We start from the raw sequence: 24,413 nt of genomic DNA on the forward strand, positions 1-24,413 counted from the left end.
CGTTCCGTGCGGAGCTGTAAGCGGGGAAACAGGAGCGGAGACCACGATGGAGCCACCCGAGGAGTCCGGGGGACCGGCTGCGATAGCCAGGCTGTCGCAGCCCGGGCGGATCGTGGTCGCGCTGGGGCTGGCCGCGGCGGCGGTCGGCGTCGCGGTGCACCTGCTGATGGTCTTCCTGCACGTCGCGCCGGCGAACACCGCCACCAAGAAGCACGGCGACCTGGTCGGTTCCTACGTCTACCCGGAGTTCGAGCAGAACTGGAAGCTCTTCGCGCCCAATCCGCTCCAGCAGAACATCCACGTGTGGGCGCGCGCCGAGGTGCGCAAGGACGACGGCGCCGCCGAGGTGACCGGCTGGGTCGACCTCACGGCCATGGACGTGGCCGCCATCAGGCACAACATCGCGCCCAGCCACACCGAGCAGAACGAGCTGCGCCGGGCGTGGAGCTTCTACGCGGCCTCCCACGGTGAGAGCGACAAGCCCATCGGCATGCGCGGCGAGCTGAGCCGGCAGTACCTGCAGCGCATCGTCGAGCACCGCTTCGGGCCCCGGCTCAACGGCGGCGACGTCGTCCGCCTGCAGGTGCGGACCGGCACCACGGCGGTCGCGGCGCCCACCTGGAGCCCCGAGAAGACCGACACGCGCACCACCTTCCAGGTGCTGCCCTGGTGGAGCTCGGACGTGGCGGACGAGGACAAGGGCGGGGCCGAGGACGAGGGCGGGGAGGAGGCGTCGTGAGCGAGGCAGTGAACGGGGCCGCACACGAGGCGCGCGAGGCCACGCACGAAGGCGGAGGCGCGGCCGCCGAGGCAGCCGTGGACCGGGCCGCGCGCGAACCGGCGCCCGCGACCGCCCGGACGCCGGCCGCCCCCGTCCCGTCCCCCTTCGCCGGGCTGCTCGACTCCGCCGTCGGCGGTCTGTTCCGTGGCCTGGCCCGGATCACCGGCACCACCGTCGGCCCCTACCAGACCGCCGTCGTACGGATCGGCGTCGCGCTGACCTGGCTGCTGTTCCTGCTGCGCGAGTGGCCGCACCGCCACGAGCTCTACGGGCCCGACGGGGTCTGGAGCTGGGACCTGGCGAACCGGCTCGTCGCCGACAACCACGCCTTCACCGTGCTGCTGTGGGGCAGGGCCGACGCCTGGTTCGAGCTCGTCTACGCGGGCGCGATCGCGGCGAGCGTGATGCTGCTGCTCGGCTGGCGCACCCGCACGGCCTCGCTGCTGTTCATGATCGGCGTGCTCTCCCTGCAGAACCGCAGCGTGTTCGTCGGCGACGGCGGCGACAACGTGATCCACCTGCTGGCGATCTACCTCGTCTTCACCCGGTGCGGGCAGGTCTGGTCGCTCGACTCCCGCCGGCGGGCCAGGGGACGGGACGGCGACGGCGCGGGGATCGCGCTGTGGATCGTCCTCGGGCTCGTGCTCGCGGTGGCGCAGCTGCTCGGCCGTACCGGTCTGACCTGGACCGACGGACTGCTGCCCTGGCTGGGCTGGACCCCGTTCCTGTGGGGCTTCCTGCTGCTCCAGGCCGTGTGGTGGGCGGTGCGCCGCTACGCCCCGGGCGAGCCGCGCACGGTGCTCGACATGCTCGCCGGCATCGTGCACGCCGCCGCCCTGCTGGTGATCGTCGTCGAGGTGTGCCTGATCTACTCCACGGCGGGCTGGTACAAGGTCCAGGGCTCGCGCTGGCAGGACGGCACCGCGCTGTACTACCCGCTGCACCTGGACGACTTCAGCCCCTGGCCGGGGCTGTCCCACGCGATGGCCGCCAGCGGCCTGATGGTCATGGTGATCACCTACGGCACGGTGATCGTCCAGGTCGCCTTCCCCTTCACTCTCTTCAACCGCCGGGTGAAGAACGTGCTGCTCGCGCTGATGATGGTCGAGCACGCCTCGATCGCCGTCGTCCTCGGACTGCCGTTCTTCTCCCTGGCGATGATCGCCGCCGACGCGGTCTTCCTGCCCACCGGCTTCCTGCGCTGGGCGGGCGACCGGGTGGTGCGCCTGGTGCGGCGCGGCGGGGGCGCCGGCGGCCCCGGGAAGCCGGGGGACGCCGGGCCGCGTGACGCGCGGGAGACCGGGGGCGCGGCCGACGTGCGGGCGGTGGCGGGGCAACGAGGGCCGGGACCGGCCGGCGAGCCCGCCCCCTCTAACCTCGTGGTGTGAGCACCAGCCAGGACGACGCGGCCGAGCCCCTGCAGTACGACGACGGCTTCGGCCCCGAGGTCGGCGTCGGTCCGCACCCGCGGCCGTGGCCGGAGGGCGCGCGGTACGACCCCGAGCTGCTCGCGCACGGCGACCGCCGCAACGTGGTGGACGCGTACCGCTACTGGACGCGGGAGGCGATCGTCGCCGACCTCGACACCCGGCGCCACGACTTCCACGTCGCCGTCGAGAACTGGCAGCACGACTTCAACATCGGTTCCGTGGTGCGCACCGCCAACGCCTTCCTGGCCAAGGAGGTGCACATCGTGGGGCGGCGCCGCTGGAACCGGCGGGGCGCCATGGTGACCGACCGCTACCAGCACGTGCGCCACCACCTGGACGTCGCGGCGCTGGCCGCGTGGGCGGCGGCGGAGGACCTGCCGATCATCGGGATCGACAACCTCCCCGGCGCCGTGCCGCTGGAGACCACCGAGCTGCCCCAGCGCTGTGTGCTGCTCTTCGGGCAGGAGGGGCCCGGTCTGACCGACGAGGCGTGGAAGCACGCCGCGGCGGTCTGCTCGATCGCCCAGTTCGGCTCCACGCGGTCGATCAACGCGGGCGCGGCGGCGGCCATCGCGATGCACGCCTGGATCCAGCGCTACGCGCGGGTGGGTACGGAGCAGCCCCGTCCGGAGTGACAGGGCTGCTCCGGACGGGGCTGTCGATGGTGCGGGTGGGCGGGCCGGCCCGGGTCAGGCCTGGCGGCGGACCTCGATGACCCGGAAGCGGCTCGCGACGAAGGCGCCGTCGCACAGGGCCGCGTTGGCGGCCGGGTTGCCGCCGGAGCCGTGGAAGTCGGAGAAGGCGGCCGTCTGGTTGACGTACACCCCGCCGGTCAGGTTGAGGGAGAGCTGGGCGGCCTCCTCCAGGCAGACCTCCTCGAGCTGCCGCTCCACCTCGCCGGAGGTGGTGTAGGCGCCGACCGTCATGGCGCCCTTCTCCCGGACGGTGCGGCGCAGCAGCTCGACCGAGTCCTCCGTGGAGTCCATGGCGACGGCGAAGGCGACCGGGCCGAAGCACTCCGACATGTAGGCGGCCTCGTCGTCGGGCTTGGCGCCGTCCAGCTTCACGATCACCGGGGTGCGGACCACAGCGTCCGGGAAGTCGGGGTGCGTGACCTCGCGGGAGGCGAGCGCGACCTCGCCGAGGGAGGCGGCGGCCTCCAGGCGGGCCTTCACGTCCGGGTTGACCAGGGCACCGAGCAGGGCGTTCGCCCGGGCGTCGTCGCCGAGCAGCCCGCCGACGGCGGCGGACAGGTCGCCTACCACCTCGTCGAAGCCCTTGTGGCCGTCGTCGGTGGCGATGCCCTCGCGCGGGATCAGCAGGTTCTGCGGGGTGGTGCACATCTGGCCGCTGTACAGGGACAGCGAGAAGGCCAGGTTCGACAGCATGCCCTTGTAGTCGTCCGTGGAGTCGACGACGACGGTGTTGACGCCGGCCTTCTCCGTGAAGACCTGGGCCTGGCGGGCGTTCTCCTCCAGCCAGTCGCCGAAGGCGGTGGAGCCCGTGTAGTCGATGATGCGGACCTCGGGGCGCAGCGCCAGGGTCTTGGCCAGGCCCTCGCCGGGCCGCTCGGCGGCCAGGCAGACCAGGTTCGGGTCGAAGCCCGTCTCGGCGAGCACCTCGCGGGCGATCCTGACCGTCAGCGCCAGCGGGAGCACCGCGCGCGGGTGCGGCTTGACGACGACCGCGTTGCCGGTGGCCAGGGAGGCGAAGAGGCCCGGGTACCCGTTCCAGGTGGGGAAGGTGTTGCAGCCGATCACCAGCGCGACGCCGCGCGGCACCGGCGTGAAGTCCTTGCGCAGGGTCAGCGGGTCGCGCTTGCCCTGCGGCTTGACCCACTCGGCCGTGCCGGGGGTGCGGACCTGCTCCACGTAGGCGTAGGCGACGGCTTCGAGGCCGCGGTCCTGCGCGTGCGGGCCGCCGGCCTGGAAGGCCATCATGAAGGCCTGGCCGGAGGTGTGCATGACCGCGTGGGCCATCTCCGTGGTGCGCGCGTTGATCCGGGCCAGGATCTCCAGGCAGACCAGGGCCCGGTTCTCCGGACCGGCCTCGCGCCAGGCGGGCATCGCGGCCTTCATCGCGGGGAGCAGCACGTCGACGTCCGGGTGCGGGTACTCCACGCCCAGTTCGATGCCGTACGGGGACACCTCGCCGCCGGTCCAGCCGTCGGTACCGGGCTGGTCCAGGTCGAAGCGGGTGCCGCGCAGGGCGTCGAACGCGGCCTGGGCGGTCTCGCCGTCCGCGTATGCCTTCGGGTGCTCGGGGTACGGGGACCAGTACTCACGGGTACGGATCGCCTCGAGCGCCTTGTCGAGCGTCTCGCGGTGCGTTTCGACCGACGGGACAGCGGTGAGATCGGCAGCCATGGGGCCAACTCCTCGTCGAGCTGGATTGGGGTGGGCAGGGTGCTGGCTTCCCCGCTAGATTAACCGAATGTTCGGTCGGGACAAGGGGGCCGACCCAAGCTGTGGACAACCGGCGAGGAGCAGTGGCGGCGATGAGCGCTCTTGACCGATCTTGCACGGTCGCGGTGGTGGGCACGGGGACGATGGGCCAGGGGATCGCCCAGGTCGCGCTGGTGGCGGGGCATCCCGTACGCCTCTACGACGCGGGCCCGGGCCGGGCCGAGCAGGCCGAGCGGGCCATAGGGGAACGGCTGGACCGCCTGGTCGAGAAGGGCCGGTTGTCCGCCGAGGAGCGCGACGCGGCCCGCGGGCGCCTGTCGGCCGTCCGGGAGATCGAGGAACTGGCGGGCGTGTCGCTCGTCGTCGAGGCGATCCTGGAGGACCTGGGGGCCAAGCAGCAGCTCTTCACGGCGCTGGAGTCGGTGGTCCCCGAGGACTGCCTGCTGGCCACCAACACCTCCTCCCTGTCGGTGACGGCCGTGGGCGGCGCGCTGCGCCTTCCGGGACGTTTCGTGGGCCTGCACTTCTTCAACCCCGCCCCGCTGCTGCCCCTGGTCGAGGTGGTCTCCGGTGCCGCGACCGACGAGGCGGCCGCCAGGACCACGTACGACACGGCCGCGGTCTGGGGCAAGACGCCGGTGCGCTGCACCGACACCCCCGGCTTCGTCGTCAACCGGGTCGCGCGCCCCTTCTACGCGGAGTCGTTCCGGCTCCACGAGGAGCGGGTCGCGGACCCCGCCACGATTGACGCGGTGCTGCGGGAGAGCGGCGGCTTCCGGATGGGCCCGTTCGAGCTCACGGACCTGATCGGCCAGGACGTCAACGAGGCCGTCACCCGCTCGGTGTGGGACTCCTTCTTCCAGGACCCGAAGTTCACGCCCTCGCTCGCCCAGCGGCGGCTGGTGGAGTCCGGGCGGCTCGGCCGCAAGAGCGGGCACGGCTGGTACGACCACGCCGAGGGCGCCGCTCCTCCGGCGCCCCGCACCGCGGGCCCGGAGAAGCCGCCCGCCGAGGTCACCGTGTGCATGGGCGGCCGCGGTCCCGCCGCGGTGCTGCCCCAGCTGATCGCCGAGGCCGGCATCGAGGTGCTGGACGGGGAGGTCGCGGACCCCGAGGACGGGTACGTGGAGCTGCCGGGCGGCGGCCGGCTCTACCTCGCGGACGGCGGACCGGCCACCACGGGCCCGGCCGTCGACTACGTGCAGTTCGACCTGGCGCTGGACTACCGGGCGGCGACCCGGATCGCCGTCGCCCCGTCCGACTCCGCGCGCCCGGAGACGGTGCAGGCGGCGATCGGGCTCTTCCAGGCGCTCGGCAAGAAGGTCAGCGTCATCGAGGACGTCCCGGGCATGATCGTCGCCCGCACCGTGGCGATGCTGGTGGACTTCGCCACCGACGCCGTCGCCCGTGGCGTGGCCTCGCCTGAGGACGTCGACGCCGCGATGCGGCTGGGGGTGAACTACCCGCGCGGTCCGCTGGCCTGGGGGGAGGAGCTGGGCTTCGAGTGGGTCCGCGAGGTGCTGCGCAACCTGCACCAGGCGTATCCGGGCGGGCGCTACGCGCCGTCCCGCGCGCTGGACCGCCGCGCGGCGGCCGAGGGGGGACTGCTCTAATCATGACCATGGCACAGCGCGACGGCTCCGCCCCCAAGAGGGACACGTACACCCCGGACTCGCTGCTGGCCGTGGCCGTGGCGGTGTTCATCGAGCGCGGTTACGACGGCACGTCCATGGAGCACCTGTCGCGGGCCGCCGGCATCTCGAAGTCCTCGATCTACCACCATGTGCGGGGCAAGGAGGAGCTCCTGGAGCGCGCCGTCGGCCGTGCCCTGGACGGCCTCTTCGGCATCCTGGAGGAGCCCGGGGCGAGCGCCGGGCGCGCCGTGGAGCGGCTGGAGTACGTCACGCGCCGCACCACCGAGGTGCTGATGACGGAACTGCCCTACGTCACCTTGCTGCTGCGGGTGCGCGGGAACACCACGACCGAGCGGGCGGCCATGGAGCGCCGCAGGGAGTTCGACCACCGGGTCGCCGACCTGCTGAAGTCGGCCGTCGCCGAGGGGGACCTGCGCGGGGACGTGGAGCCCAGGCTGGCGACCAGGCTGCTCTTCGGGATGATCAACTCCATAGTCGAGTGGTACCAGCCGCACGCGGCCGGTACCCGGGAGCACGACGACGCCGCGGTCGTGGACGCCGTCGTGCGGCTGGCCTTCGACGGGCTGCGCGTCTCTTGACGCTGGTCCAGACCAGCCATCACGATCAGGGCCATGTCACTCGCCACGCGTACCCGCCTGTACTGCGCCGTCGCAGCCGCCGTCCTGCTGCTCGCCGGGTGCGGCGGGGGTGACGACGGCCCGCAGGCCGCCGACGCCACGCCACCGGAGGACTTCGGCTGCCTCACGGCCGCGCAGGCGAAGTCCGGCGCCGTCGGCTACGACGACACCGACGCCAACCCGGTGGACGCCTGGTTCGCCGGCAAGGGCGACACCGCTGTGCTGCTGATGCACCAGGCGGACGGCGACATGTGCCAGTGGATGCCGCAGGCGGACCTCCTGGTGAAGGGCGGCTACCGGGTGCTGGTCGTCGACTCCAACGGCAGTGAGGTGCCCGAGGTCCTGGGCGGCGTGGGGTTCCTGCGTGCCAAGGGCGTGCGGCACGTCCTGCTGATGGGCGCCTCCAAGGGCGGCACGGCCGTCCTGGAGGGTGCCGCCTCCGTGGAGCCGCCGGTGGATGCCGTCGTCTCGCTCTCCGCGCCGGAGACCTACGGGACGATGGACGCGAGCTCCGCGGTGCCGCGGCTGACGGTGCCCGTGCTCTACATGGCGGCGGCGGGCGACACCGCGTTCGCGGAGTCGACCGAGGCGCTGAGCAAGGCGACCAAGAAGGCGTCCGAGAACCGGCTCGAGATCGTCAGCGGGCCCCAGCACGGCGTGGGCATGCTGACCTCCGACCCCAACTGGGCCACCGTGACGGCATTCCTGAAGAAGTACGCCGGCTAGGCCCGGTTCAGCCCGCCGGAGGGGCCGGCGGATCAGTCGGTCAGCACCCGGTCGGTCTCCTCGAAGACCAGCAGGGTGCGGCTGCTGAGCACCTCGGGCACCGCCTGGATGCGCGTCAGCACCAGTTCCCGCAGGCTGCGGTTGTCGGGGGTGTGGACGAGCAGCAGCACGTCGAAGTCCCCGGACACCAGGGCGATGTGCGCCACCCCCGGCAGCTCCAGCAGTTTCTCCCGAACGGTGCGCCAGGAGTTCTGCACGATTTTCAAGGTGATGTACGCGGATGCGCCGTGACCTGCGCGTTCGTGGTCGACGCGGGCGGTGAAACCGCGGATGACCCCGTCCTCGATGAGCCGGTTGATCCGGGCGTAGGCGTTGGCGCGGGACACGTGGACGTGCTCGGCCACCGAGCGTATGGACGCCCGGCCGTCCTCCTGCAGGTAGCGCAGGATCGCCCGGTCGATGGCGTCCAGCGGACGCACCGCCGCCGGACCGGTGTCCGCCGCCGCTGCCTGCGGTCCCGGGGCGCCGCCCCGAGAAATTTGGGAATCCGTCACGCCCCCGAGCCTCCCTAGCATGGACGTACTGGCTCCATCTCAGGGTGTGGAGAACCGTTTGTCCACAGGCGGGACACACCTGTAGCCAAAATGCCTCCGGCGACCGAACAATCGGTAGGGGAGCGATACCCGCTCCCCCCACCGAACACGCCCACGAGGAGGTGCTCGCGATGACCGTCCTGGACCAGCACGTCTGGCAACCCCGCACCGACCCGGCGCCGCTGCTGCCCGACCCTGAGCCGTACCGACTGCTCGGCACCCCCGAGGCAGGCGCGCTCGACGCCGGACTGCTGACCACGATGTACGGACAGCTGGTGCGCGGCCGCCGCTACAACCGGCAGGCCACCGCGCTCACCAAGCAGGGCAGGCTCGCCGTCTACCCGTCCAGCACCGGGCAGGAGGCCTGCGAGGTCGCCGCGGCGCTCGCCCTCGAGCCCCAGGACTGGCTGTTCCCCAGCTATCGCGACACCCTCGCCGCCGTCGCCCGCGGTGTGGACCCGGTGGAGGCGCTGACGCTGCTGCGCGGCGACTGGCACACCGGCTACGACCCGCGCGAGCACCGGGTCGCCCCGCTCAGCACGCCGCTGGCCACCCAGCTGCCGCACGCCGTCGGCCTGGCGCACGCCGCCCGCCTCAAGGGCGACGACGTCGTCGCGCTCGCCATGGTCGGCGACGGCGGCACCAGCGAGGGCGACTTCCACGAGGCGCTGAACTTCGCCGCCGTGTGGCGCTCCCCCGTCGTCTTCCTCGTGCAGAACAACGGCTTCGCCATCTCGGTCCCGCTCGACAAGCAGACCGCCGCCCCGTCGCTGGCCCACAAGGCCGTGGGCTACGGGATCCCCGGCCGGCTCGTCGACGGCAACGACATCGCGGCCGTCCACGCGGTGCTCACCGAGGCCGTGGCCCGCGCCCGTGAGGGCGGCGGCCCGACCCTGGTGGAGGCGATCACCTACCGCATGGACGCCCACACCAACGCCGACGACGCCACCCGCTACCGGGAGGACTCCGAGGTCGAGGCCTGGCGCGGGCACGACCCGATCGCCGTGCTCGAACGCGCCCTGCGAGAGCGGGACCTGCTCGACGAGGCGATGGTCCGCGACACCGAGGAGGACGCGGAGCGGATGGCCGCGGCGCTCCGCGAGCGGATGAACGAGGACGCCGTCCTCGACCCGATGGACCTGTTCGCACACGTCTACGCCGAGCCCACCCCGCAGCTGCGCGAGCAGGCCGCGATGCTGAGGGCCGAGCTGGAGGCCGAGGCACAGTCATGAGCACCGCCACCACCGCGACCCCCGTGGCCACCGGACGCAAGCCGGCCACCATGGCCCAGGCGCTCAACCGCGCGCTGCGCGACTCCCTCGCCGAGGACCCGTCGGTCCACCTCTTCGGCGAGGACATCGGCACCCTCGGCGGCGTCTTCCGGATCACCGACGGCCTCGCCAAGGAGTTCGGCGACAGCCGCTGCACCGACACCCCGCTCGCCGAGGCCGGCATCCTCGGCACGGCCGTGGGCATGGCGATGTACGGCATGCGCCCCGTGGTCGAGATGCAGTTCGACGCCTTCGCCTACCCGGCGTTCGAGCAGCTCGTCAGCCACGTCGCCAAGATGCGCAACCGCACGCGCGGCGCCATGCCGCTGCCGCTGACCATCCGGGTGCCCTACGGCGGCGGCATCGGCGGTGTCGAGCACCACAGCGACGCCTCCGAGGCGTACTACGCGCACACCCCCGGCCTGCACGTCGTCACCCCCGCCACCGTGGCGGACGCCTACGGGCTGCTGAGGGCCTCGATCGCCTCCGACGACCCGGTGATCTTCCTCGAGCCGAAGCGGCTGTACTGGTCCAAGGCGGACTGGTCGGCGGACGCGCCGGAGGAGGTGGCCCCCATAGGGAAGGCCGTCGTCCGCCGCAGCGGCCGCTCCGCCACGCTCATCACGTACGGCCCGTCGCTCCCGGTCTGCCTGGAGGCGGCCGAGGCCGCCGTGCAGGAGGGCTGGGACCTGGAGGTCGTCGACCTGCGCAGCCTGGTGCCCTTCGACGACGAGACGGTCACCGCGTCGGTGCGCCGTACCGGCCGTGCGGTCGTCGTCCACGAGTCCTCCGGCTTCGGCGGCGTGGGCGCGGAGATCGCCGCCCGGGTCACCGAGCGCTGCTTCCACCACCTGGAGGCCCCGGTCCTGCGGGTCGCCGGCTTCGACATCCCGTACCCGCCGCCGATGCTGGAGCGGCACCACCTGCCCGGCGTCGATCGCATCCTGGACGCGGTCGGGCGCCTGCAGTGGGAGGAGGCGTGATGGCCGTCGTCCGCGAGTTCGCCCTCCCCGACCTCGGCGAGGGGCTGACCGAGGCCGAGATCGTGCGGTGGATGGTGCAGGTGGGCGACGTCGTCGCCATCGACCAGCCGGTCGTCGAGGTCGAGACGGCCAAGGCCGTGGTCGAGGTGCCCTGCCCCTACGGCGGCGTGGTCACCGCGCGCTTCGGCGAGGAGGGGCAGACCCTCGACGTCGGGCGGCCGCTGCTGACCGTCGCGGTCGGTTCCCCCGACGGGCACGCCGACGGCGCGCCCGCGGCCGCCGCCCCGGCCGCTGCCTCCGGTGCCTCCGCCGACGGCGACTCCGGGTCCGGCAACGTGCTGGTCGGCTACGGCACCAGCGGCCCCGCGGCCCGGCGCCGCCGGGTGCGGCAGGCGGCCGGTGCCGTCGCGGCCGCCCCCGCAGCCGTTGCCGCTCCGGCCCCGCCGGCCGCCGCGCCGGTCCGGCACGAGGGTCCCGTCGCCGTCATCTCCCCGCTGGTGCGGCGCAGGGCCCGTGAGAACGGCCTCGACCTGCGTGCGCTGACCGGTTCCGGCCCCGAAGGGCTGATCCTGCGCTCGGACGTGGAACGGGCCATCACGGCCGCTGCCACGGCGCCGGTCGCCGCGGCCGCCCCCGCGGTGTCCGCCGGCCCGGCGGCCGGGGCCACCCGCATCCCCCTGCGCGGCATCCGCGGCGCCGTGGCCGAGAAGCTCGGCCGCAGCCGGCGGGAGATCCCCGACGCCACCTGCTGGGTGGACGCCGACGCGACGGAACTGCTGGCGGCACGGTCGGCGATGAACGCCGCGGGCGGTCCCAAGGTCTCCGTCCTGGCGTTGTTCGCACGGATCTGCGCGGCGGCCCTGGCCCGTTACCCGGAGCTCAACTCCACGGTGGACACCGAGCGCGCCGAGATCGTCGTGCTGCCGGAGGTGCACATCGGCTTCGCGGCGCAGACCGACCGCGGTCTGGTCGTGCCCGTCGTCCGGGACGCCCACCGGCGCAGCACTGAGGAGCTGTCGGCGGAGATCGGCCGGCTCACCGAGGCGGCCCGCTCCGGCGGACTGACCCCGGCCCAGCTCACCGGCGGCACCTTCACGCTCAACAACTACGGCGTGTTCGGCGTCGACGGCTCCACGCCGATCATCAACCACCCCGAGGCCGCGATGCTGGGCGTAGGCCGGATCACCCCCAAGCCGTGGGTGCACCAGGGCGAACTGGCGGTACGTCAGGTGGTCCAGCTGTCGCTCACCTTCGACCACCGGGTGTGCGACGGCGGCACGGCGGGCGGCTTCCTCCGCTTCGTCGCGGACTGCGTGGAACAACCGGCGGTGCTGCTCCGGGCGGTGTGAACACGTCACGGTGGGCGATACTCCGGGCATGACTCCGGAGCCGCGTGAGCCGCGTGACCACCCATCGCCGCGTTCGCCGTACGAGCAGCCCCACGACGCGGTCGTCCTCGCCGGCGGCGCCGCAAGGCGCCTCGGCGGGGCCGACAAGCCGGGCCTGCCCGTCGCGGGGAGGGCGCTGATCGACCGCGTCCTGGACGCGTGCGCGGGCGCGGCCACCACGGTGGTCGTCGGCCCGCGCCGCCCCACCGTCCGCCCGGTGGCCTGGGCCAGGGAGGAACCGCCGGGCGGCGGCCCGCTGCCCGCGCTCTCCGCCGGACTGCGCCAGGTCACCGCGGACGTCGTGCTGGTGCTCGCCGCCGACCTGCCGTTCCTCTCCCGCACCACGGTGGACGCCCTGCTCGGTGCCCTGCGCGGAGCGGAGGGCGCCGACGGGGTCGTGCTCACCGATCCCGACGGCCGCGACCAGACGCTGGCGGCCGCCTACCGCACGGAGGCACTGCGCCAGCACCTGGCGCTGATCGCCGCCGAGCACGGGACGCTCACCGGGCTGCCGTTGCGGCTGCTCACCGGTGAACTCGCCCTGCGGCGGCTGCCCGACCCCACCGGGCAGGCCTCCTTCGACTGCGACACCTGGGACGACCTCTCCACAGCCCGGGCCCGTATCAGGGAGCATGGGGGCGTGTTGGATGAATGGATCGCCGCAGCCAAGGCCGAACTCGGCATCGACCTCGACGTCGACATCCGTATGCTCCTCGATCTCGCCCGGGACGCCGCGCACGGCGTCGACCGCCCCGCAGCGCCGCTGACCACCTTCCTGGTGGGCTACGCGGCGGCCACGGCGGGCGGCGGCGAGCAGGCCGTCGCGGAGGCCGTCAGGCGCGCCTCCGCGCTGGCCGAGCGGTGGGCGAAGGAAGCGGAGAGCGGGGACCCGGACGCATGAACCTGCCGGGTGCGGCGGGCGGTGCCCGCGACACCGGTGCCGGGGCCGCCGACGACGAGCTGGAAGCGGCGCTCGCCCTGGCCAACGGGCGGGCCGCCGGCCGGTACGGCCCCGTGCAGCCGCCTTCCGGCGGCGGCGCGGACGGCGCCCGGTCGCTCCCCCACCTGCACGGCGGGACCCGGGGCGGTGACCACGGTGCCTCCCGCGGCACGGCCCACGGCGGCCACCACGACATGCCGTGGCCGCGGGCCCGGCGCATCGCGGGCTCCGCCGCGGGACCGCTGGGCCGGCTGACCCTGCCGCTCGGCGAGGCCCTCGGGCACGCCCTGGCCGAGCCGCTGACCGCGCTCACGGACCTGCCCTCCTTCGACACCTCCGCGATGGACGGCTGGGCCGTCGCCGGGCCCGGCCCGTGGCGCACCGAGGGCAGCGTCCTGGCCGGTCAGCGGGCTGCGACCGCGCTGCTCGACGGGCAGGCGACCGTCATCGCCACCGGGGCCGCGCTGCCCCCCGGCGCGACGGCGGTGCTGCGCCGGGAGCACGGCCGGCTCACCGCCGACGGGCTGCTGCACGCCACGCGCGGCGGCCCCGGGCCCGGTCAGGACGTACGGCCCCGTGGCCAGGAGTGCCGCGGCGGCGACGAGTTGCTGGCGGCCGGCGCGCTGGTCACGCCCGCGGTGCTGGGCCTGGCCGCGGCGGCGGGATACGACGCACTGACCGTCACGGCGCGGCCTTCGGTGGAGGTCCTCGTCCTGGGCGACGAGTTGCTGGACGCCGGGGCGCCCGGCGCCGGCCGGGTGCGGGACGCGCTCGGCCCGCTGCTCCCCGGCTGGCTCACGGCACTCGGGGCGGGCACGGTCACCGTGCGGCGGCTGAAGGACGACGCCGGCCTGCTGCAGGACGCCGTCACCGCGTCCGCCGCCGAGCTGGTGGTCACCACCGGCGGCACGGCGGGCGGCCCGGTGGACTTCGTCCACCCCGTACTGGAGCGCATCGGCGCCCGGTTGCTCGTCGACGGCGTCGCGGTCCGCCCGGGACACCCGATGCTGCTGGCCGAACTGCCCGGCGGCGGGCGGCTGGTGGGCCTGCCGGGGAACCCGCTGGCGGCGGTCTCCGGGGTGCTGACCCTCGCCGTCCCCCTGCTGCGCGCGCTCGCGGGCCGCCCGGCCCCGGCGGCGTACGAGGCACGGCTCACCGGTGACGTGCACGGCCACCCCACCGACACGCGTCTGGTGCCGGTGGTCCTGGACGAGGAGTCGCAGGCGGCCCCGCTGCACTTCAGCGGCCCGGCGATGCTGCGCGGCATCGCGGCGGCCGACGGCATGGCCGTCGTCCCGCCGGGCGGGGCCGTGAAGGGCGACCGCACGGCCGTCCTGGAGACGGGCTGGGGGCGGCAGTGAGGGACGTGGGCCGCGGCCGTGGCGCCGCACGGACGGGTGTCGACATCGTCCACCTGCCCCACAAGAAGGCCGTCGGCCCCCTGGTCCAGGTGGTCCGGCGGCTCCTGATGGCCCTGCTGGTCCTGGTGCTGACCGTGCTGATCGTGTACGTCGACCGCGGCGGTTACCACGACAACGCCGGCGGCACGATGTCGCTGCTGGACTGCGTCTACTACGCGACCGTCACCCTCTCCACCACGGGCTACGGGGACGTCGTCCCCTACAGCGCGAGCGCCCGGCTGAGCAACGTGCTCCTGGTGACGCCCCTGCGCGTGCTCTTCCTGATCATCCTCGTCGGCACCACGCTCGAAGTGCTCACCGAGCGCACCCGTGAGCAGTACCGGCAGCAGCGCTGGAGGTCCACCGTGCGCGACCACACCGTCATCGTCGGATACGGCACCAAGGGCCGTTCGGCGGCCAGGACGCTGACCGGGCACGGGGTGCCGGCCCAGCGGATCGTGGTGGTCGACCCCGACCACAAGGCCGTGGAGTCCGCGGTCGCCGCGGGATTCGCCGGGGTCGTCGGCGACGCCACCCGCAACGACGTGCTGCTGCGCGCCGAGATCCAGCGGGCCAAGGAGCTGATCATCGCCGCGCAACGGGACGACACCGCCGTCCTGGTGGCCCTCACGGCCCGGCAGTTGAGCAAGCGGATCAACATCGTCGCGTCCGTGCGCGAGGAGGAGAACGCCCCGCTGCTCCGCCAGTCCGGCGCCAACGCCGTCGTCACCAGCTCCGGGGCGGCGGGCCGGCTGCTCGGGATGTCGATGCTCAGCCCCAGCGCCGGCGAGGTGATGGAGGAGCTGATCAGCTACGGCAGCGGGCTGGACCTGATCGAGCGCCCCGTCACCAAGGCGGAGGCCGGGCTGGACCCGCGCGAGGTCGACGACCTGGTGGTGGTCGTCAAGCGCGGCCACCGCCTGCTCGACCACGACAACCCCGAGGCGAGCCCGCTGCAGTTGACCGATCGGCTCATCGTCATCCACAGGACGAGCCAGGACGACCCGTCGCACGTCCCGCAGGGGTAGCGTCGGCGGCATGCATGCGATCACCATCCCCGAACCCGGCGGCCCCGACGCGCTCGTCTGGGCCGAGGTCCCCGATCCCGTACCCGCCGAGGGCGAGGTGCTGGTCGAGGTCGCCGCGACCGCCGTCAACCGTGCCGACCTGCTGCAGCGGCAGGGCTTCTACGACCCGCCGCCCGGCGCGTCCCCCTACCCGGGCCTGGAGTGCTCGGGCCGTGTCGCCGCCCTCGGCCCGGGGGTGAGCGGCTGGTCGGTGGGCGACGAGGTGTGCGCGCTGCTCGCGGGCGGCGGCTACGCCGGGAAGGTGGCCGTCCCCGCCGGGCAGCTGCTGCCGGTGCCCAAGGGCGTGGGGCTCGTCGAGGCGGCGGCCCTGCCCGAGGTGGTCTGCACCGTCTGGTCCAACGTCTTCATGATCGCCCACCTGCGTCCCGGCGAGACGCTGCTGGTCCACGGCGGTTCCAGCGGCATCGGCACGATGGCGATCCAGCTGGCCAAGGCGGTCGGCGCCAAGGTCGCCGTCACCGCGGGCAGCGCGGACAAGCTCGAGAAGTGCCGTGAACTGGGCGCCGACCTCGGGATCAACTACCGGGAGCAGGACTTCACGGCCGAGGTCCGGGAGGCCTTCGGCGGCGCCGACGTCATCCTCGACATCATGGGCGCCAAGTACCTGGGCCGGAACGTCGACGCCCTCGCGGTCAACGGCAGGCTGGCCGTCATCGGGCTCCAGGGCGGCGCCAAGGGCGAGCTCGACCTCGGCAGGATGCTGGCCAAGCGGGCCGCGATCACCGCGACCTCGCTGCGCGGACGGCCGCTGGAGGAGAAGGCGGCCATCGTGGCGGCGGTGCGGGAGCACGTCTGGCCGCTGCTGGAGTCCGGGGTGGTGCGCCCGGTCGTGGACCGCGCCCTCCCGATGCGGGAGGCCCCGGAGGCGCACCGGCTGGTCGAGGCCAGCACCCACGTCGGCAAGGTGCTGCTCACCCTCTGACCGCCGCCGGGCGGCCGGTACGGCCCCAGGGCACGACTGGCCGCCCATGACGCTCCGTGTGACGCTGGGAGCATGGAGTTGCGGAAGGTGGTCGTGGCGACGACGGTGACCGGAGTCGCCCTCCTGGTCACCGGCGCGGCCGCGCCGCCCCCTCCCCACCCGGCGGCGTCCTCCGGGCTGGCGGGCACCGAACCCGGTGAGGGACGCAGGCACCCCGGCCGGGCGGAGCCGCCGCAGACCCCGGGCGACGACGGCGGACGGCCCTCGGCCCACGTCCCCGTGCACGTCGAGGAGCCGCAGGACCAGGGCCCGGCCGCCGTCCGGGTACCCGTGGGACGGGTGCTGGAGGTCCTGCCGCTCGGCGTGGGACTGCTGCTGATCGGGCTCGGCCTGGGCTTCCTGGCCCTCCGGCTGCGCCGTGGCCGCTGACCTCCGCGTGCCGCGGACCGGGCCGGCCGGAGCCCCCGGGCCGCGGACGGGGGCTGCCGGGAGGAGTGGCGCGGGACGGTGGGGGGCACACATTCCGGAGAGGCGCCGGTGCGCGACAATGGCGGCATGGAGATGCCGATGAACGAACGGTCGCAGGAGAGCCCGCAGGTCCTGGTCGTCGGCCCGGACGGGATGGCCCTCGGCGGCGGCGGACACGCCGACCGCGCCGGAGAAGGCGACGAGCAGCGCGAGGTCCCCGTGACGGAGATGGTCGAACAGCCCGCGAAGGTCATGCGGATCGGCAGCATGATCAAGCAGCTCCTGGAAGAGGTCAAGGCCGCGCCCCTGGACGAGGCGAGCCGGGTGCGCCTGAAGGAGATCCACCACAGCTCCGTGAAGGAGCTCGAGGCGGGCCTCGCGCCCGAGCTCGTCGAGGAGTTGGAGCGGCTCTCGCTGCCCTTCGCCGAGGACGGCGTGCCGAGCGACGCCGAGCTGCGCATCGCCCAGGCGCAGTTGGTGGGCTGGCTGGAGGGCCTGTTCCACGGCATCCAGACCGCCCTGTTCGCCCAGCAGATGGCCGCCCGCGCGCAGCTGGAGCAGATGCGCCGCGCCCTGCCGCCCGGTGTGGGTCACGAGGGCGACGAGGACGGGCAGGCCCCGGGCGGGGCGCGCACCGGCCCCTACCTGTGAGCCGGCGGCACCACGACGGTACGTACGCGTAGGTACAGACGGCGGGGACCCATGGGGTCACCCGCCGTCCGTCGTTGATCCGGGTCCGTCCACGAGCGCGTCCGTCCACGGGCGGGTCCGCCCGGGTACGAGGCCCGGGGGCGTCAGCCGCCCTGGCCGGTGGAGACCCAGACGGTGATCCGGTCCTTCTCCGGCCTGAACGCGCCGTAGGTCTTGGGCTTCTGGTCGACGACCGCGCCCTTCCCGTAGATCTGCTCGTTGCGGTACTTGATCTCGTAGTCCCAACCAGCGGCTTCCATGCAGGACTTGACCGAGTCGACGTACTTGGTGAAGAAGTCCGGCATCACCACGGCGTCCGGGTCGTCGCCCAGGTAGCTCTTGGTGGCCTCGGTGCAGCGCGAGGCGTCGATGGTGCGGGTCTGGTCGGCCTGGCTGACGCCCGGCGCGGGTTCGTCGCCCGCCGGTTCGTCGTCCGCCGGGTCCGAAGAGGTCTCCTGGCGGCCGGTGGTGGCGGTGTTACCGGGCCGGGAGTCGTAGGTGGGAGTGCCGCCGGTGTCGTCCTTGGTGCCCGGGCCGCCCATCGACATGGCGATGACGACGACCACGACGACCGCGATCACGGCGACCGTGGCGCCGATGGCCACGACCGCGGTCGAGGCGCCGCCGCCCCTGCGCCCGCCGCCCGACGGGGTGCCCGGGCGCATCGTGTAGGGCGGGGTGGAGTGCTGCTGCCCGGCCTGCGGGTGCGAGGGGTGGGGCGCGTGGGGGGCGTTCTGCGGGTAGCCGTAGGCGGGGCCGGGCGGCGGGGTGTGGGCGCCGCCGCCCTGGGCGGCCGCGCCCCAGCGCTGCGGGTGTTGCTGCTGCTGCGGGTGCTGTTGCTGAGGCTGCGGGTACGGAGCCGGGGCCTGGTAGTGGTTCTGTATGTGCGGCGGCGGGGTGCGCAGGTCACCCTGCACCGGCGGGAAGACCGCGGAGGAGACGTCCTCGCCGCGGCCGCGCGGGCGCGGCCCGCCGCCGATGATCAGCGGCGTGGTGGCGCCGCCGTGGCCCGGGGCGGCGACCCGCTGCGCCTCGTCGCGCATGGCGTCGGCGGTGGGGAAGCGCTCGGCGGGGTTCTTCCTCAGGGCCCGCGCGACGAGCGCGTCGACGCCCGGCTGCACCGCCCGGTTGAGCGTCGACGGGGCCGGCGGGGCCTCCTGGACGTGCTGGTAGGCGATGGACAGCGGGGAGTCGCCGTCGAACGGGAGCCGTCCGGTGAGCAGCTCGAAGAGCAGGCAGCCCACCGAGTACAGGTCGGAGCGCTCGTCCACGCCGCGTCCCAGCGCCTGCTCGGGCGAGAGGTACTGCGGGGTGCCGACCACCATGCCGGTCTGCGTCATCGACGAGACGCCGGACTGCATCGCGCGGGCGATGCCGAAGTCCATCACCTTCACCACGCCGCGCTTGGTCAGCATCACGTTGCCGGGCTTGATGTCCCGGTGGACCAGGCCCATGCTGTGGCTCTCGGAGAGCGCCGCGAGCACGTCCGCGGTGATCTTCAGGGCCTTCTCGGTGGGCATCGCGCCGAACCGCGCGATGTCCTCGTCGAGCACCTCGCGCAGCGGCTTGCCCTCGACGTACTCCATGACGATGTACGGCACGAGCGCGCCGTCCGCGGTGTCCTCGCCGGAGTCGAAGACCGAGACGATGTTGGTGTGGTTGAGCTTGGCGACGGCCTGCGCCTCGCGGCGGAACCGCTCGCGGAAGGACTGCTCCCGGCCGAGGTCCGTGTGCAGCGTCTTGACGGCCACCGGGCGGTCCAGCACTGTGTCGTGTGCCAGGTGGACGGCGGCCATGCCACCCTGTCCCAGCAGGTCCCGGAGTACGTAGCGACCGTTGCCGACCGAGCGCCCGGAATGAGTGCCCCGCGTGCCGTCCCCGCTCATCCGTACCCGTCCCCTTGACGTTCCCCCTGGGCGCACCGCGCGTACGCACAAGACAGTTGCCCCGATCCTGCCCGCCCAGTCTGCCCGACGGCCTGGACAGGTCAAGTTCGTTGACCTGTTCGTCACCGGATGCGTATGAATCCCTTCGCGGGGGTGGCGAGGGCGGCACGGGAGCGCGTCCGTCGCCGAACGCGGTAGCGTGGTGCGCTGGAGGACCCTGTACGGCGACGATCGACGGCGAGGACTGATGGCACAGACGACAGCCGCCGGGGGCCCTGACGAGCCCTCTGCCGACGGCCGGGGCGTGCCCGACTCGCCTGAGCAGTGGGGCGCCGGAGGCCTGGTCGGAGACGGCCGTTACCGGCTGACCGGGCGTCTCGGACGCGGCGGCATGGCCGAGGTCTTCGCGGCCGAGGACGTGCGCCTCGGGCGGACGGTGGCCGTCAAGCTGCTCCGTTCCGACCTCGCCGAGGACCCGGTCTCCAAGGCCCGTTTCACGCGTGAGGCGCAGTCGGTCGCCGGGCTCAACCACCATGCGGTGGTGGCGGTGTACGACTCGGGCGAGGACGTCACGCCGGGCGGCACCGTGCCGTACATCGTGATGGAGCTCGTCGAGGGCCGCACGATCCGCGACCTGCTGCTGGGGTCCGACGAGCCGCCGCCGGTCGACCAGGCGCTCATCATCGTCTCGGGCGTGCTGGAGGCGCTGGCCTACAGCCACGCGCACGGCATCGTCCACCGGGACATCAAGCCGGCGAACGTGATCATCACCAACACCGGCGCGGTGAAGGTGATGGACTTCGGCATCGCGCGGGCGCTGCACGGCGCCTCGACCACGATGACGCAGACCGGCATGGTCATGGGCACCCCGCAGTACCTGTCGCCGGAGCAGGCGCTCGGCAAGACGGTCGACACCCGCTCCGACCTGTACGCGACGGGCTGCCTGCTCTACGAACTCCTCGCGCTGCGGCCGCCGTTCACCGGCGAGACCCCGCTGTCGGTGGTCTACCAGCACGTGCAGGACGAGCCGCGGCCGCCCTCCGAGCTCAGCGACCGGGTGCCGCCGGAGCTGGACGGGCTGGTGCTGCACGCGCTCGCCAAGCACCCGGACGACCGCTTCCAGACCGCCGAGGAGATGCGCGGCGTCGTCCAGTACGCGCTGGGCATGCTCAACGAGCGCGGCGGCCACACCGGCACCTGGAACACCGGCTACGTGCCCGCGCCGCAGGCCGCCCCGACCGCGCCGATGGGCGTCCCCCCGCAGTACGCGCAGCAGAACGCCCACCACACCTCGGAGTTGCAGCCGCCCCTGCTGCTCGGGCCGCCCGGCGGTGACGGCGGCGACCACGGCTACGGCGGCGGGCGGCCCCCGCACGGCGGCGGGCGCTGGGTCAAGCCGGTGCTCTTCGTGGTCGCGGCGGTGCTCGCGGTCGCCCTCGGCATCTACTTCGCCGTCGCCCACACCGGCGACAAGAAGCCCCCGGCGGAGAAGGTGACGCCGACGCAGTCGCAGCCGGAGAAGCCGACCTCGCAGCCGACCCAGGACGACACCACGGGCAGTACGCAGGAGGGCACCGGCGGCGTCACCGAGAAGCCGTCCTACAACTCGTCCCCCACCTACACACGGCCGACCTCGCAGGCCCCCGTGACCTCGCAGGCGCCGACGAAGGAGCCGAGCGCCCCGGCCAGCTCCGCGCCGCCCTCGCCGACGCCGACCCCGACCGAGACCGCGGGCGGCACCGAGGGCACCTCGGGTGAGGCGTCCGGCGGTACGGCCGGCACCGAGGGCGCGGACGGCGGCGTCACGGGCGGCTGACCGGCGGTGACCGGTGGCCGCGGTCCGGCGGCCGGTGACCACACCGCCGGCCGCCCGGGTCAGCCGGTGAAGGCCTCCAGCACGGCCTCGTACGCCGCGGTCCACCAGACGACCAGGGCGGACGAGGCCGGGAAGAGGGGGTCGGTCCTGCGGTCGTCGAGGACGTAGCGCCAGCGCAGCATCCAGAAGTCGTTGAGCCGCTCCCACCACACCCGGTGCACGGCGGCGGCCAGTTCGTCCTCCGCCACGCCCGCGGCGCCGCGGTAGGCCCGGGCGTACGCGCGGATCTTGTCGAGGTCCAGGGCGCCGCCGGGCTGCACGAAGAAGATCACGGCGGCCCGTACCGCCTCCTCGGCGCGCGGCTGCACGCCGAGCCGGTCCCAGTCCACGATGGCGACGGGTTCGTCCTCGCGGTAGAGCAGGTTGAGCGGGTGGAAGTCGCCGTGCACCCAGCCGGACACCGGGCCGGCGGCGTCGGGCGGGCGGCGGTGGGCGTGACGTTCCAGCAGGGCGCGGCGCTCCAGCAGCCGGTGCTCGGCCAGTTCGTCGAAGGTCTCGCGGGGCGCGCGATCGCGCACCCGGCGCAGCAGCGCGGTGATCAGCGCGTAGGTCAGTTCGGGGTCGGCGCTGGCGTGCCGGCCCGGCTCGGGTGCGGGCTGCACCTGGGCCAGCGTCGTGTGCACGAGACCGAGCAGCGCGCCCAGGCGACGGGAGTCGCCGGTGGTGAGTTCGCCGCCTTCGCGGTGCCGTCCCTCCACCCAGGGGTAGAGCGCGAAGCAGCGGCCGCCGACCACGGCGACGGTGCGGCCGTCGGCGTCCGGCACGGGCGGGGCGACGGGCAGGCCCACCTCGTCCAGCCGCTGGGTCGCCCGGTGCTGGCGGGCGATGACGGCGGAGTCCGCGGTGGCGCTGTCGACGTACAGCTTGAGGAAGTAGCGGCCGCGGGTGGTGGCCAGCCGGAATCCCCGGTTCAGTAGGCCCTGGGCAACGGGTTCGCAGGACAGCGGGGCGCCGGCGTCCGTGTATCGGCGCAGCAGGGTGTCCAGTGTCCCGGCGGAGGGCGGCGCCGTCGCCGAACTCCCGATCACCAGGCAGATGCTAGATCATTCCGGTGGTGGACTCGCGGGTCGAGCCGTACGTACACATGGCCCGGCTCCCGGCTTGTATCGTTTTGATGATCTGTGCCGAAGAGCGCCCGTTGTGCCGTCGAAGGGCGGAACGCGCGGGCCGTGCCGAGGAACTGCACCGCCCAGCCCGCTTCGAGGTCGTCCGCCTGGTAGGCCACGACCGTGCCGTCCACGCCCCACGAGCGGTCGGTGCGGATCAGCACGGAGCCGTCGTCGACGACGTGCCGGGCCACGGCGATGTACGGCAGGGCCCCCCGCGTCAGCGCCAGCCGCCCGTACCGAACCCTTCCCAGCAGCGCCAGCGCAGCGCGCCCCTCGAATTCCATGGGAACCACCCTGCCGGGCGGGGCCCCCGGAGGCGCAGAGCACTCAGCCCCCACCTCCGGGGTCGATGGTCCCTGATGGGGTCATACGGCCTCAACCGGCCGAATCGGGCACCGGTGCCGAATCCGGCGTCGAATGCGGCGTGGAATCCGGCGCCGGCACGCCCAGCACGCGGTCGCGCAGCACCGGGAAGTCCGCCCGGGTCTTGCCCACCAGGCCCGGGTCGAGGTCGGCGGTGAGGACCTCCTCGCCCGGTCCGGCCTCGGCGACCACGGCGCCCCAGGGGTCGACGACGACGCTGTGCCCGGCCAGCTCCACCCCGGCGTGGGTGCCCGCGGTGCCGCAGGCCACCACGTAGGCCTGCGACTCGATCGCCCGGGCCCGGGCCAGCAGCGTCCAGTGCTCACGGCGTCGCGCGGGCCAGCCGGCCGGGAGGACGACCAGGGTGGCGCCCGCGTCGACGAGCAGCCGGAACATCTCGGGGAAGCGCAGGTCGTAGCAGGTGGCCAGGCCCACGGGGACGCCCTGGACGTCGCTGGTGACGACGCGGTCGCCGGCGCTCATGAGCACGGCCTCGCCCCGGTCGAAGCCGAAGCGGTGGATCTTGCGGTAGGTCGCGCGGAGTTCGCCGTCGGGGGAGAACAGCAGGGAGGTGTTGTACAGCGCGCCGTCGGCGGCGCGCTCGACGATCGACCCGGCGTGCAGCCAGACGCCCGCGTCGAGCGCGGCGGCGCTCATGACCTCGGCCGTGGGACCCCGCAGCGGTTCGGCCTCTGGCTGGAAAAGATCGGCCGCGAAGGCCCCGACGGGCCACAGTTCGGGCAGGACGACCAGGTCCGATCCGGCTTGTGCGCGGACGAGTGACGCGACCCGTTCGCGCCGGGCGTCCACCGCTTCGCCGTGGTCGACGTCGATCTGGAGCAGGGAAACGCGCACAGTACCACCGCCCATGAGTTCGGCACGTTGTTGCGGGCCTACGATCGTCACACGAAAGCACTCCCGTGGTGTCACTGCGCAGCGTAATTTAAGGCGCACACCACGACCGCGCACCGACCGTCGAGGGGTCCCGTGACCGGCACCGTCCACAGCCAGATCCAGCCGTACATCGACGCCTGGACCCACTCCATAGAATCCATAGCCGAGTTGGTCCGCCCCGTTCCGGCGGGTGCCTGGAACCGGCCGACCGAGTGCCCGTACTGGTCCGTGCGCGACGTCGTCTCGCACGTGATCGCGTTCGAGTGCGAGCTGCTGGGCGATCCGCGGCCCATCCACACGCTCCCCAGCGACCTGCGGCACATGACCACGGAGCACGCCCGCTACGTCGAGGTGCCGGTCGACAAGCGGCGGCACCACACCGCGCCCGAGGTGGTCGGCGAGCTCGACTACACCATCATCCGCCGGTCGCGGCAGCTGCGGAACGAGACCCGCGGCGCGCAGGACACCGTCCGCGGCCCCATGGGCCGGGAGATGACCCTCGGGGAGCTGCTGAAGTGGCGGGTCTTCGACGTGTGGGTGCACGAGCAGGACCTGCGCCGGGCGCTGGGCGAGCCCGGCAACCTGGACTCGGCGGCCGCCGCCGTGGCCCGGGACCACATCCTGTCCGAGCTGCCGAAGGTCGTCGCCGAGCGCGCGGGCGCCCCGGCGGGTTCCGCCGTGGTGTTCGACGTCCACGGTGAGCTGGAGTTCATGCGGACGGTCCGGGTCGACCCCGAAGGCCACGGCTCGATCGACGGCAGCGTCTCGCTCGGCCCGGCGGTCACGCTGACCCTGGACTGGGAGACCTTCGTCCGGCTGACCTGCGGTCGCACGCGTGCGCACGCGGTGGAGGACCGGCTGAAGACCGAGGGCGACCAGTCGCTGGCCGACGCGATCCTGGCGAACATCGCCGTCACGCAGTGACGCC

The 24,413-nt window shown here is 73.6% G+C and carries 23 protein-coding genes; 17 read left to right on the forward strand and 6 right to left on the reverse strand.

From position 1 onward, the window contains the following. Window positions 1–46: 46 nt before the first annotated feature. The 3 genes from ABZ479_RS09125 (at window position 47) to ABZ479_RS09135 (ending at window position 2,846) form a co-directional block, all read left to right on the forward strand. Window positions 47–739, forward strand: coding sequence for a DUF5819 family protein (locus ABZ479_RS09125; RefSeq protein ID WP_500460857.1), 693 nt, complete (start codon window positions 47–49; stop codon window positions 737–739). 77 nt (window positions 740–816) lie between these two features. After that, window positions 817–2,169 carry an HTTM domain-containing protein gene (locus ABZ479_RS09130; RefSeq protein WP_500460936.1) on the forward strand — a complete coding sequence of 451 codons (1,353 nt, stop codon included), beginning with the start codon at window positions 817–819 and terminating at the stop codon, window positions 2,167–2,169. Continuing rightward, window positions 2,166–2,846: a TrmH family RNA methyltransferase gene (locus ABZ479_RS09135; protein ID WP_500460858.1), complete on the forward strand. Its 681-nt coding sequence runs from the start codon at window positions 2,166–2,168 to the stop codon at window positions 2,844–2,846. Before ABZ479_RS09130 ends, ABZ479_RS09135 begins: the two co-directional genes overlap by 4 nt. 54 nt (window positions 2,847–2,900) lie before the next feature. Here ABZ479_RS09135 and paaN read toward each other — a convergent pair whose 3' ends face one another. Beyond that, complete coding sequence (paaN, locus tag ABZ479_RS09140; protein ID WP_500460860.1) at window positions 2,901–4,577, reverse strand: phenylacetic acid degradation protein PaaN; 1,677 nt, start codon at window positions 4,575–4,577, stop codon at window positions 2,901–2,903. Window positions 4,578–4,708: 131 nt separating this feature from the next. On the opposite strand from paaN, the gene ABZ479_RS09145 reads away from it, so the two are divergent. From ABZ479_RS09145 to ABZ479_RS09155, 3 genes are read left to right on the forward strand one after another with little or no spacing between them, the layout of a single operon-like run. Next, the gene (locus ABZ479_RS09145) at window positions 4,709–6,229 is read left to right on the forward strand and encodes a 3-hydroxyacyl-CoA dehydrogenase (RefSeq protein WP_500460861.1); all 1,521 of its coding nucleotides are present in this window, start codon (window positions 4,709–4,711) and stop codon (window positions 6,227–6,229) included. 2 nt (window positions 6,230–6,231) lie between these two features. Further along, window positions 6,232–6,849, forward strand: a complete 618-nt coding sequence (locus ABZ479_RS09150; RefSeq protein WP_500460862.1) for a TetR/AcrR family transcriptional regulator — start codon at window positions 6,232–6,234, stop codon at window positions 6,847–6,849. Window positions 6,850–6,882: 33 nt separating this feature from the next. Beyond that, window positions 6,883–7,614 (forward strand): alpha/beta hydrolase family protein, encoded by a 732-nt coding sequence (locus tag ABZ479_RS09155; RefSeq protein WP_500460863.1) that lies wholly within the window; start codon window positions 6,883–6,885, stop codon window positions 7,612–7,614. Between the two features lie 32 nt (window positions 7,615–7,646). On the opposite strand, the gene ABZ479_RS09160 is transcribed toward ABZ479_RS09155, so the two are convergent. Next, complete coding sequence (locus ABZ479_RS09160; RefSeq protein ID WP_499604542.1) at window positions 7,647–8,189, reverse strand: Lrp/AsnC family transcriptional regulator; 543 nt, start codon at window positions 8,187–8,189, stop codon at window positions 7,647–7,649. Window positions 8,190–8,338: 149 nt separating this feature from the next. Here ABZ479_RS09160 and pdhA point away from each other — a divergent pair, with 149 nt between their 5' ends. The 9 genes from pdhA (at window position 8,339) to ABZ479_RS09205 (ending at window position 17,318) form a co-directional block, all read left to right on the forward strand. Then, window positions 8,339–9,439, forward strand: a complete 1,101-nt coding sequence (gene pdhA, locus ABZ479_RS09165) for a pyruvate dehydrogenase (acetyl-transferring) E1 component subunit alpha (RefSeq protein WP_500460865.1) — start codon at window positions 8,339–8,341, stop codon at window positions 9,437–9,439. Further along, complete coding sequence (locus ABZ479_RS09170; RefSeq protein WP_500460866.1) at window positions 9,436–10,461, forward strand: alpha-ketoacid dehydrogenase subunit beta; 1,026 nt, start codon at window positions 9,436–9,438, stop codon at window positions 10,459–10,461. Before pdhA ends, ABZ479_RS09170 begins: the two co-directional genes overlap by 4 nt. Continuing rightward, window positions 10,461–11,810 (forward strand): dihydrolipoamide acetyltransferase family protein, encoded by a 1,350-nt coding sequence (locus ABZ479_RS09175; RefSeq protein WP_500460867.1) that lies wholly within the window; start codon window positions 10,461–10,463, stop codon window positions 11,808–11,810. Before ABZ479_RS09170 ends, ABZ479_RS09175 begins: the two co-directional genes overlap by 1 nt. 28 nt (window positions 11,811–11,838) lie before the next feature. Then, entirely contained in the window at window positions 11,839–12,750 is a 912-nt protein-coding gene (locus tag ABZ479_RS09180; protein WP_500460869.1) for an NTP transferase domain-containing protein, read from the forward strand. Further along, the gene (locus ABZ479_RS09185) at window positions 12,747–14,150 is read left to right on the forward strand and encodes a molybdopterin molybdotransferase MoeA (RefSeq protein ID WP_500460870.1); all 1,404 of its coding nucleotides are present in this window, start codon (window positions 12,747–12,749) and stop codon (window positions 14,148–14,150) included. The genes ABZ479_RS09180 and ABZ479_RS09185 overlap by 4 nt, the downstream gene beginning before the upstream one ends. Continuing rightward, a complete protein-coding gene (locus ABZ479_RS09190; RefSeq protein WP_500460872.1) occupies window positions 14,147–15,217 on the forward strand; it encodes a potassium channel family protein in 1,071 nt (356 codons plus the stop codon). Before ABZ479_RS09185 ends, ABZ479_RS09190 begins: the two co-directional genes overlap by 4 nt. Before the next feature lie 10 nt (window positions 15,218–15,227). Next, window positions 15,228–16,199: an NAD(P)H-quinone oxidoreductase gene (locus ABZ479_RS09195; RefSeq protein ID WP_499604528.1), complete on the forward strand. Its 972-nt coding sequence runs from the start codon at window positions 15,228–15,230 to the stop codon at window positions 16,197–16,199. A 72-nt stretch (window positions 16,200–16,271) separates the two neighbouring features. Further along, window positions 16,272–16,628 (forward strand): hypothetical protein, encoded by a 357-nt coding sequence (locus tag ABZ479_RS09200; protein WP_500460874.1) that lies wholly within the window; start codon window positions 16,272–16,274, stop codon window positions 16,626–16,628. 126 nt (window positions 16,629–16,754) lie between these two features. After that, window positions 16,755–17,318 carry a bacterial proteasome activator family protein gene (locus tag ABZ479_RS09205; protein ID WP_499604524.1) on the forward strand — a complete coding sequence of 188 codons (564 nt, stop codon included), beginning with the start codon at window positions 16,755–16,757 and terminating at the stop codon, window positions 17,316–17,318. Window positions 17,319–17,461: 143 nt separating this feature from the next. On the opposite strand, the gene ABZ479_RS09210 is transcribed toward ABZ479_RS09205, so the two are convergent. Continuing rightward, window positions 17,462–19,243 (reverse strand): Stk1 family PASTA domain-containing Ser/Thr kinase, encoded by a 1,782-nt coding sequence (locus ABZ479_RS09210; RefSeq protein WP_500460875.1) that lies wholly within the window; start codon window positions 19,241–19,243, stop codon window positions 17,462–17,464. A gap of 247 nt (window positions 19,244–19,490) precedes the next feature. On the opposite strand from ABZ479_RS09210, the gene ABZ479_RS09215 reads away from it, so the two are divergent. Next, complete coding sequence (locus ABZ479_RS09215; RefSeq protein WP_500460877.1) at window positions 19,491–21,059, forward strand: protein kinase domain-containing protein; 1,569 nt, start codon at window positions 19,491–19,493, stop codon at window positions 21,057–21,059. Between the two features lie 59 nt (window positions 21,060–21,118). On the opposite strand, the gene ABZ479_RS09220 is transcribed toward ABZ479_RS09215, so the two are convergent. The 3 genes from ABZ479_RS09220 to ABZ479_RS09230 all read right to left on the reverse strand — a co-directional run bounded on the left by ABZ479_RS09220 (window position 21,119) and on the right by ABZ479_RS09230 (window position 23,446). Continuing rightward, window positions 21,119–22,147: a phosphotransferase gene (locus tag ABZ479_RS09220; protein WP_500460878.1), complete on the reverse strand. Its 1,029-nt coding sequence runs from the start codon at window positions 22,145–22,147 to the stop codon at window positions 21,119–21,121. After that, window positions 22,144–22,512 carry a pyridoxamine 5'-phosphate oxidase family protein gene (locus tag ABZ479_RS09225; protein ID WP_499604517.1) on the reverse strand — a complete coding sequence of 123 codons (369 nt, stop codon included), beginning with the start codon at window positions 22,510–22,512 and terminating at the stop codon, window positions 22,144–22,146. Before ABZ479_RS09225 ends, ABZ479_RS09220 begins: the two co-directional genes overlap by 4 nt. Before the next feature lie 91 nt (window positions 22,513–22,603). Further along, entirely contained in the window at window positions 22,604–23,446 is an 843-nt protein-coding gene (locus ABZ479_RS09230) for a carbon-nitrogen family hydrolase (protein ID WP_500460880.1), read from the reverse strand. 132 nt (window positions 23,447–23,578) lie between these two features. Between ABZ479_RS09230 and ABZ479_RS09235 the strand changes: the two genes are divergently transcribed. Then, entirely contained in the window at window positions 23,579–24,409 is an 831-nt protein-coding gene (locus ABZ479_RS09235) for a maleylpyruvate isomerase family mycothiol-dependent enzyme (RefSeq protein ID WP_500460881.1), read from the forward strand. Window positions 24,410–24,413: the final 4 nt, after the last annotated feature.

This window comes from Streptomyces sp. NPDC005722 (genome assembly GCF_040630935.1).
Classification (GTDB): domain Bacteria; phylum Actinomycetota; class Actinomycetes; order Streptomycetales; family Streptomycetaceae; genus Actinacidiphila.

Excerpts from the sequence above, each read along its gene's own strand:
- ABZ479_RS09125 (WP_500460857.1), top strand. The coding sequence starts at position 47 with ATGGAGCCACCCGAGGAGTCCGGGGGACCGGCTGCGATAGCCAGGCTG.
- paaN (WP_500460860.1), bottom strand. The coding sequence starts at position 4,577 with ATGGCTGCCGATCTCACCGCTGTCCCGTCGGTCGAAACGCACCGCGAG.
- ABZ479_RS09145 (WP_500460861.1), top strand. The coding sequence starts at position 4,709 with ATGAGCGCTCTTGACCGATCTTGCACGGTCGCGGTGGTGGGCACGGGG.
- ABZ479_RS09150 (WP_500460862.1), top strand. The coding sequence starts at position 6,232 with ATGACCATGGCACAGCGCGACGGCTCCGCCCCCAAGAGGGACACGTAC.
- ABZ479_RS09155 (WP_500460863.1), top strand. The coding sequence starts at position 6,883 with ATGTCACTCGCCACGCGTACCCGCCTGTACTGCGCCGTCGCAGCCGCC.
- ABZ479_RS09160 (WP_499604542.1), bottom strand. The coding sequence starts at position 8,189 with ATGCTAGGGAGGCTCGGGGGCGTGACGGATTCCCAAATTTCTCGGGGC.
- pdhA (WP_500460865.1), top strand. The coding sequence starts at position 8,339 with ATGACCGTCCTGGACCAGCACGTCTGGCAACCCCGCACCGACCCGGCG.
- ABZ479_RS09170 (WP_500460866.1), top strand. The coding sequence starts at position 9,436 with ATGAGCACCGCCACCACCGCGACCCCCGTGGCCACCGGACGCAAGCCG.
- ABZ479_RS09175 (WP_500460867.1), top strand. The coding sequence starts at position 10,461 with ATGGCCGTCGTCCGCGAGTTCGCCCTCCCCGACCTCGGCGAGGGGCTG.
- ABZ479_RS09180 (WP_500460869.1), top strand. The coding sequence starts at position 11,839 with ATGACTCCGGAGCCGCGTGAGCCGCGTGACCACCCATCGCCGCGTTCG.
- ABZ479_RS09185 (WP_500460870.1), top strand. The coding sequence starts at position 12,747 with ATGAACCTGCCGGGTGCGGCGGGCGGTGCCCGCGACACCGGTGCCGGG.
- ABZ479_RS09195 (WP_499604528.1), top strand. The coding sequence starts at position 15,228 with ATGCATGCGATCACCATCCCCGAACCCGGCGGCCCCGACGCGCTCGTC.
- ABZ479_RS09200 (WP_500460874.1), top strand. The coding sequence starts at position 16,272 with ATGGAGTTGCGGAAGGTGGTCGTGGCGACGACGGTGACCGGAGTCGCC.
- ABZ479_RS09205 (WP_499604524.1), top strand. The coding sequence starts at position 16,755 with ATGGAGATGCCGATGAACGAACGGTCGCAGGAGAGCCCGCAGGTCCTG.
- ABZ479_RS09210 (WP_500460875.1), bottom strand. The coding sequence starts at position 19,243 with ATGAGCGGGGACGGCACGCGGGGCACTCATTCCGGGCGCTCGGTCGGC.
- ABZ479_RS09215 (WP_500460877.1), top strand. The coding sequence starts at position 19,491 with ATGGCACAGACGACAGCCGCCGGGGGCCCTGACGAGCCCTCTGCCGAC.
- ABZ479_RS09225 (WP_499604517.1), bottom strand. The coding sequence starts at position 22,512 with ATGGAATTCGAGGGGCGCGCTGCGCTGGCGCTGCTGGGAAGGGTTCGG.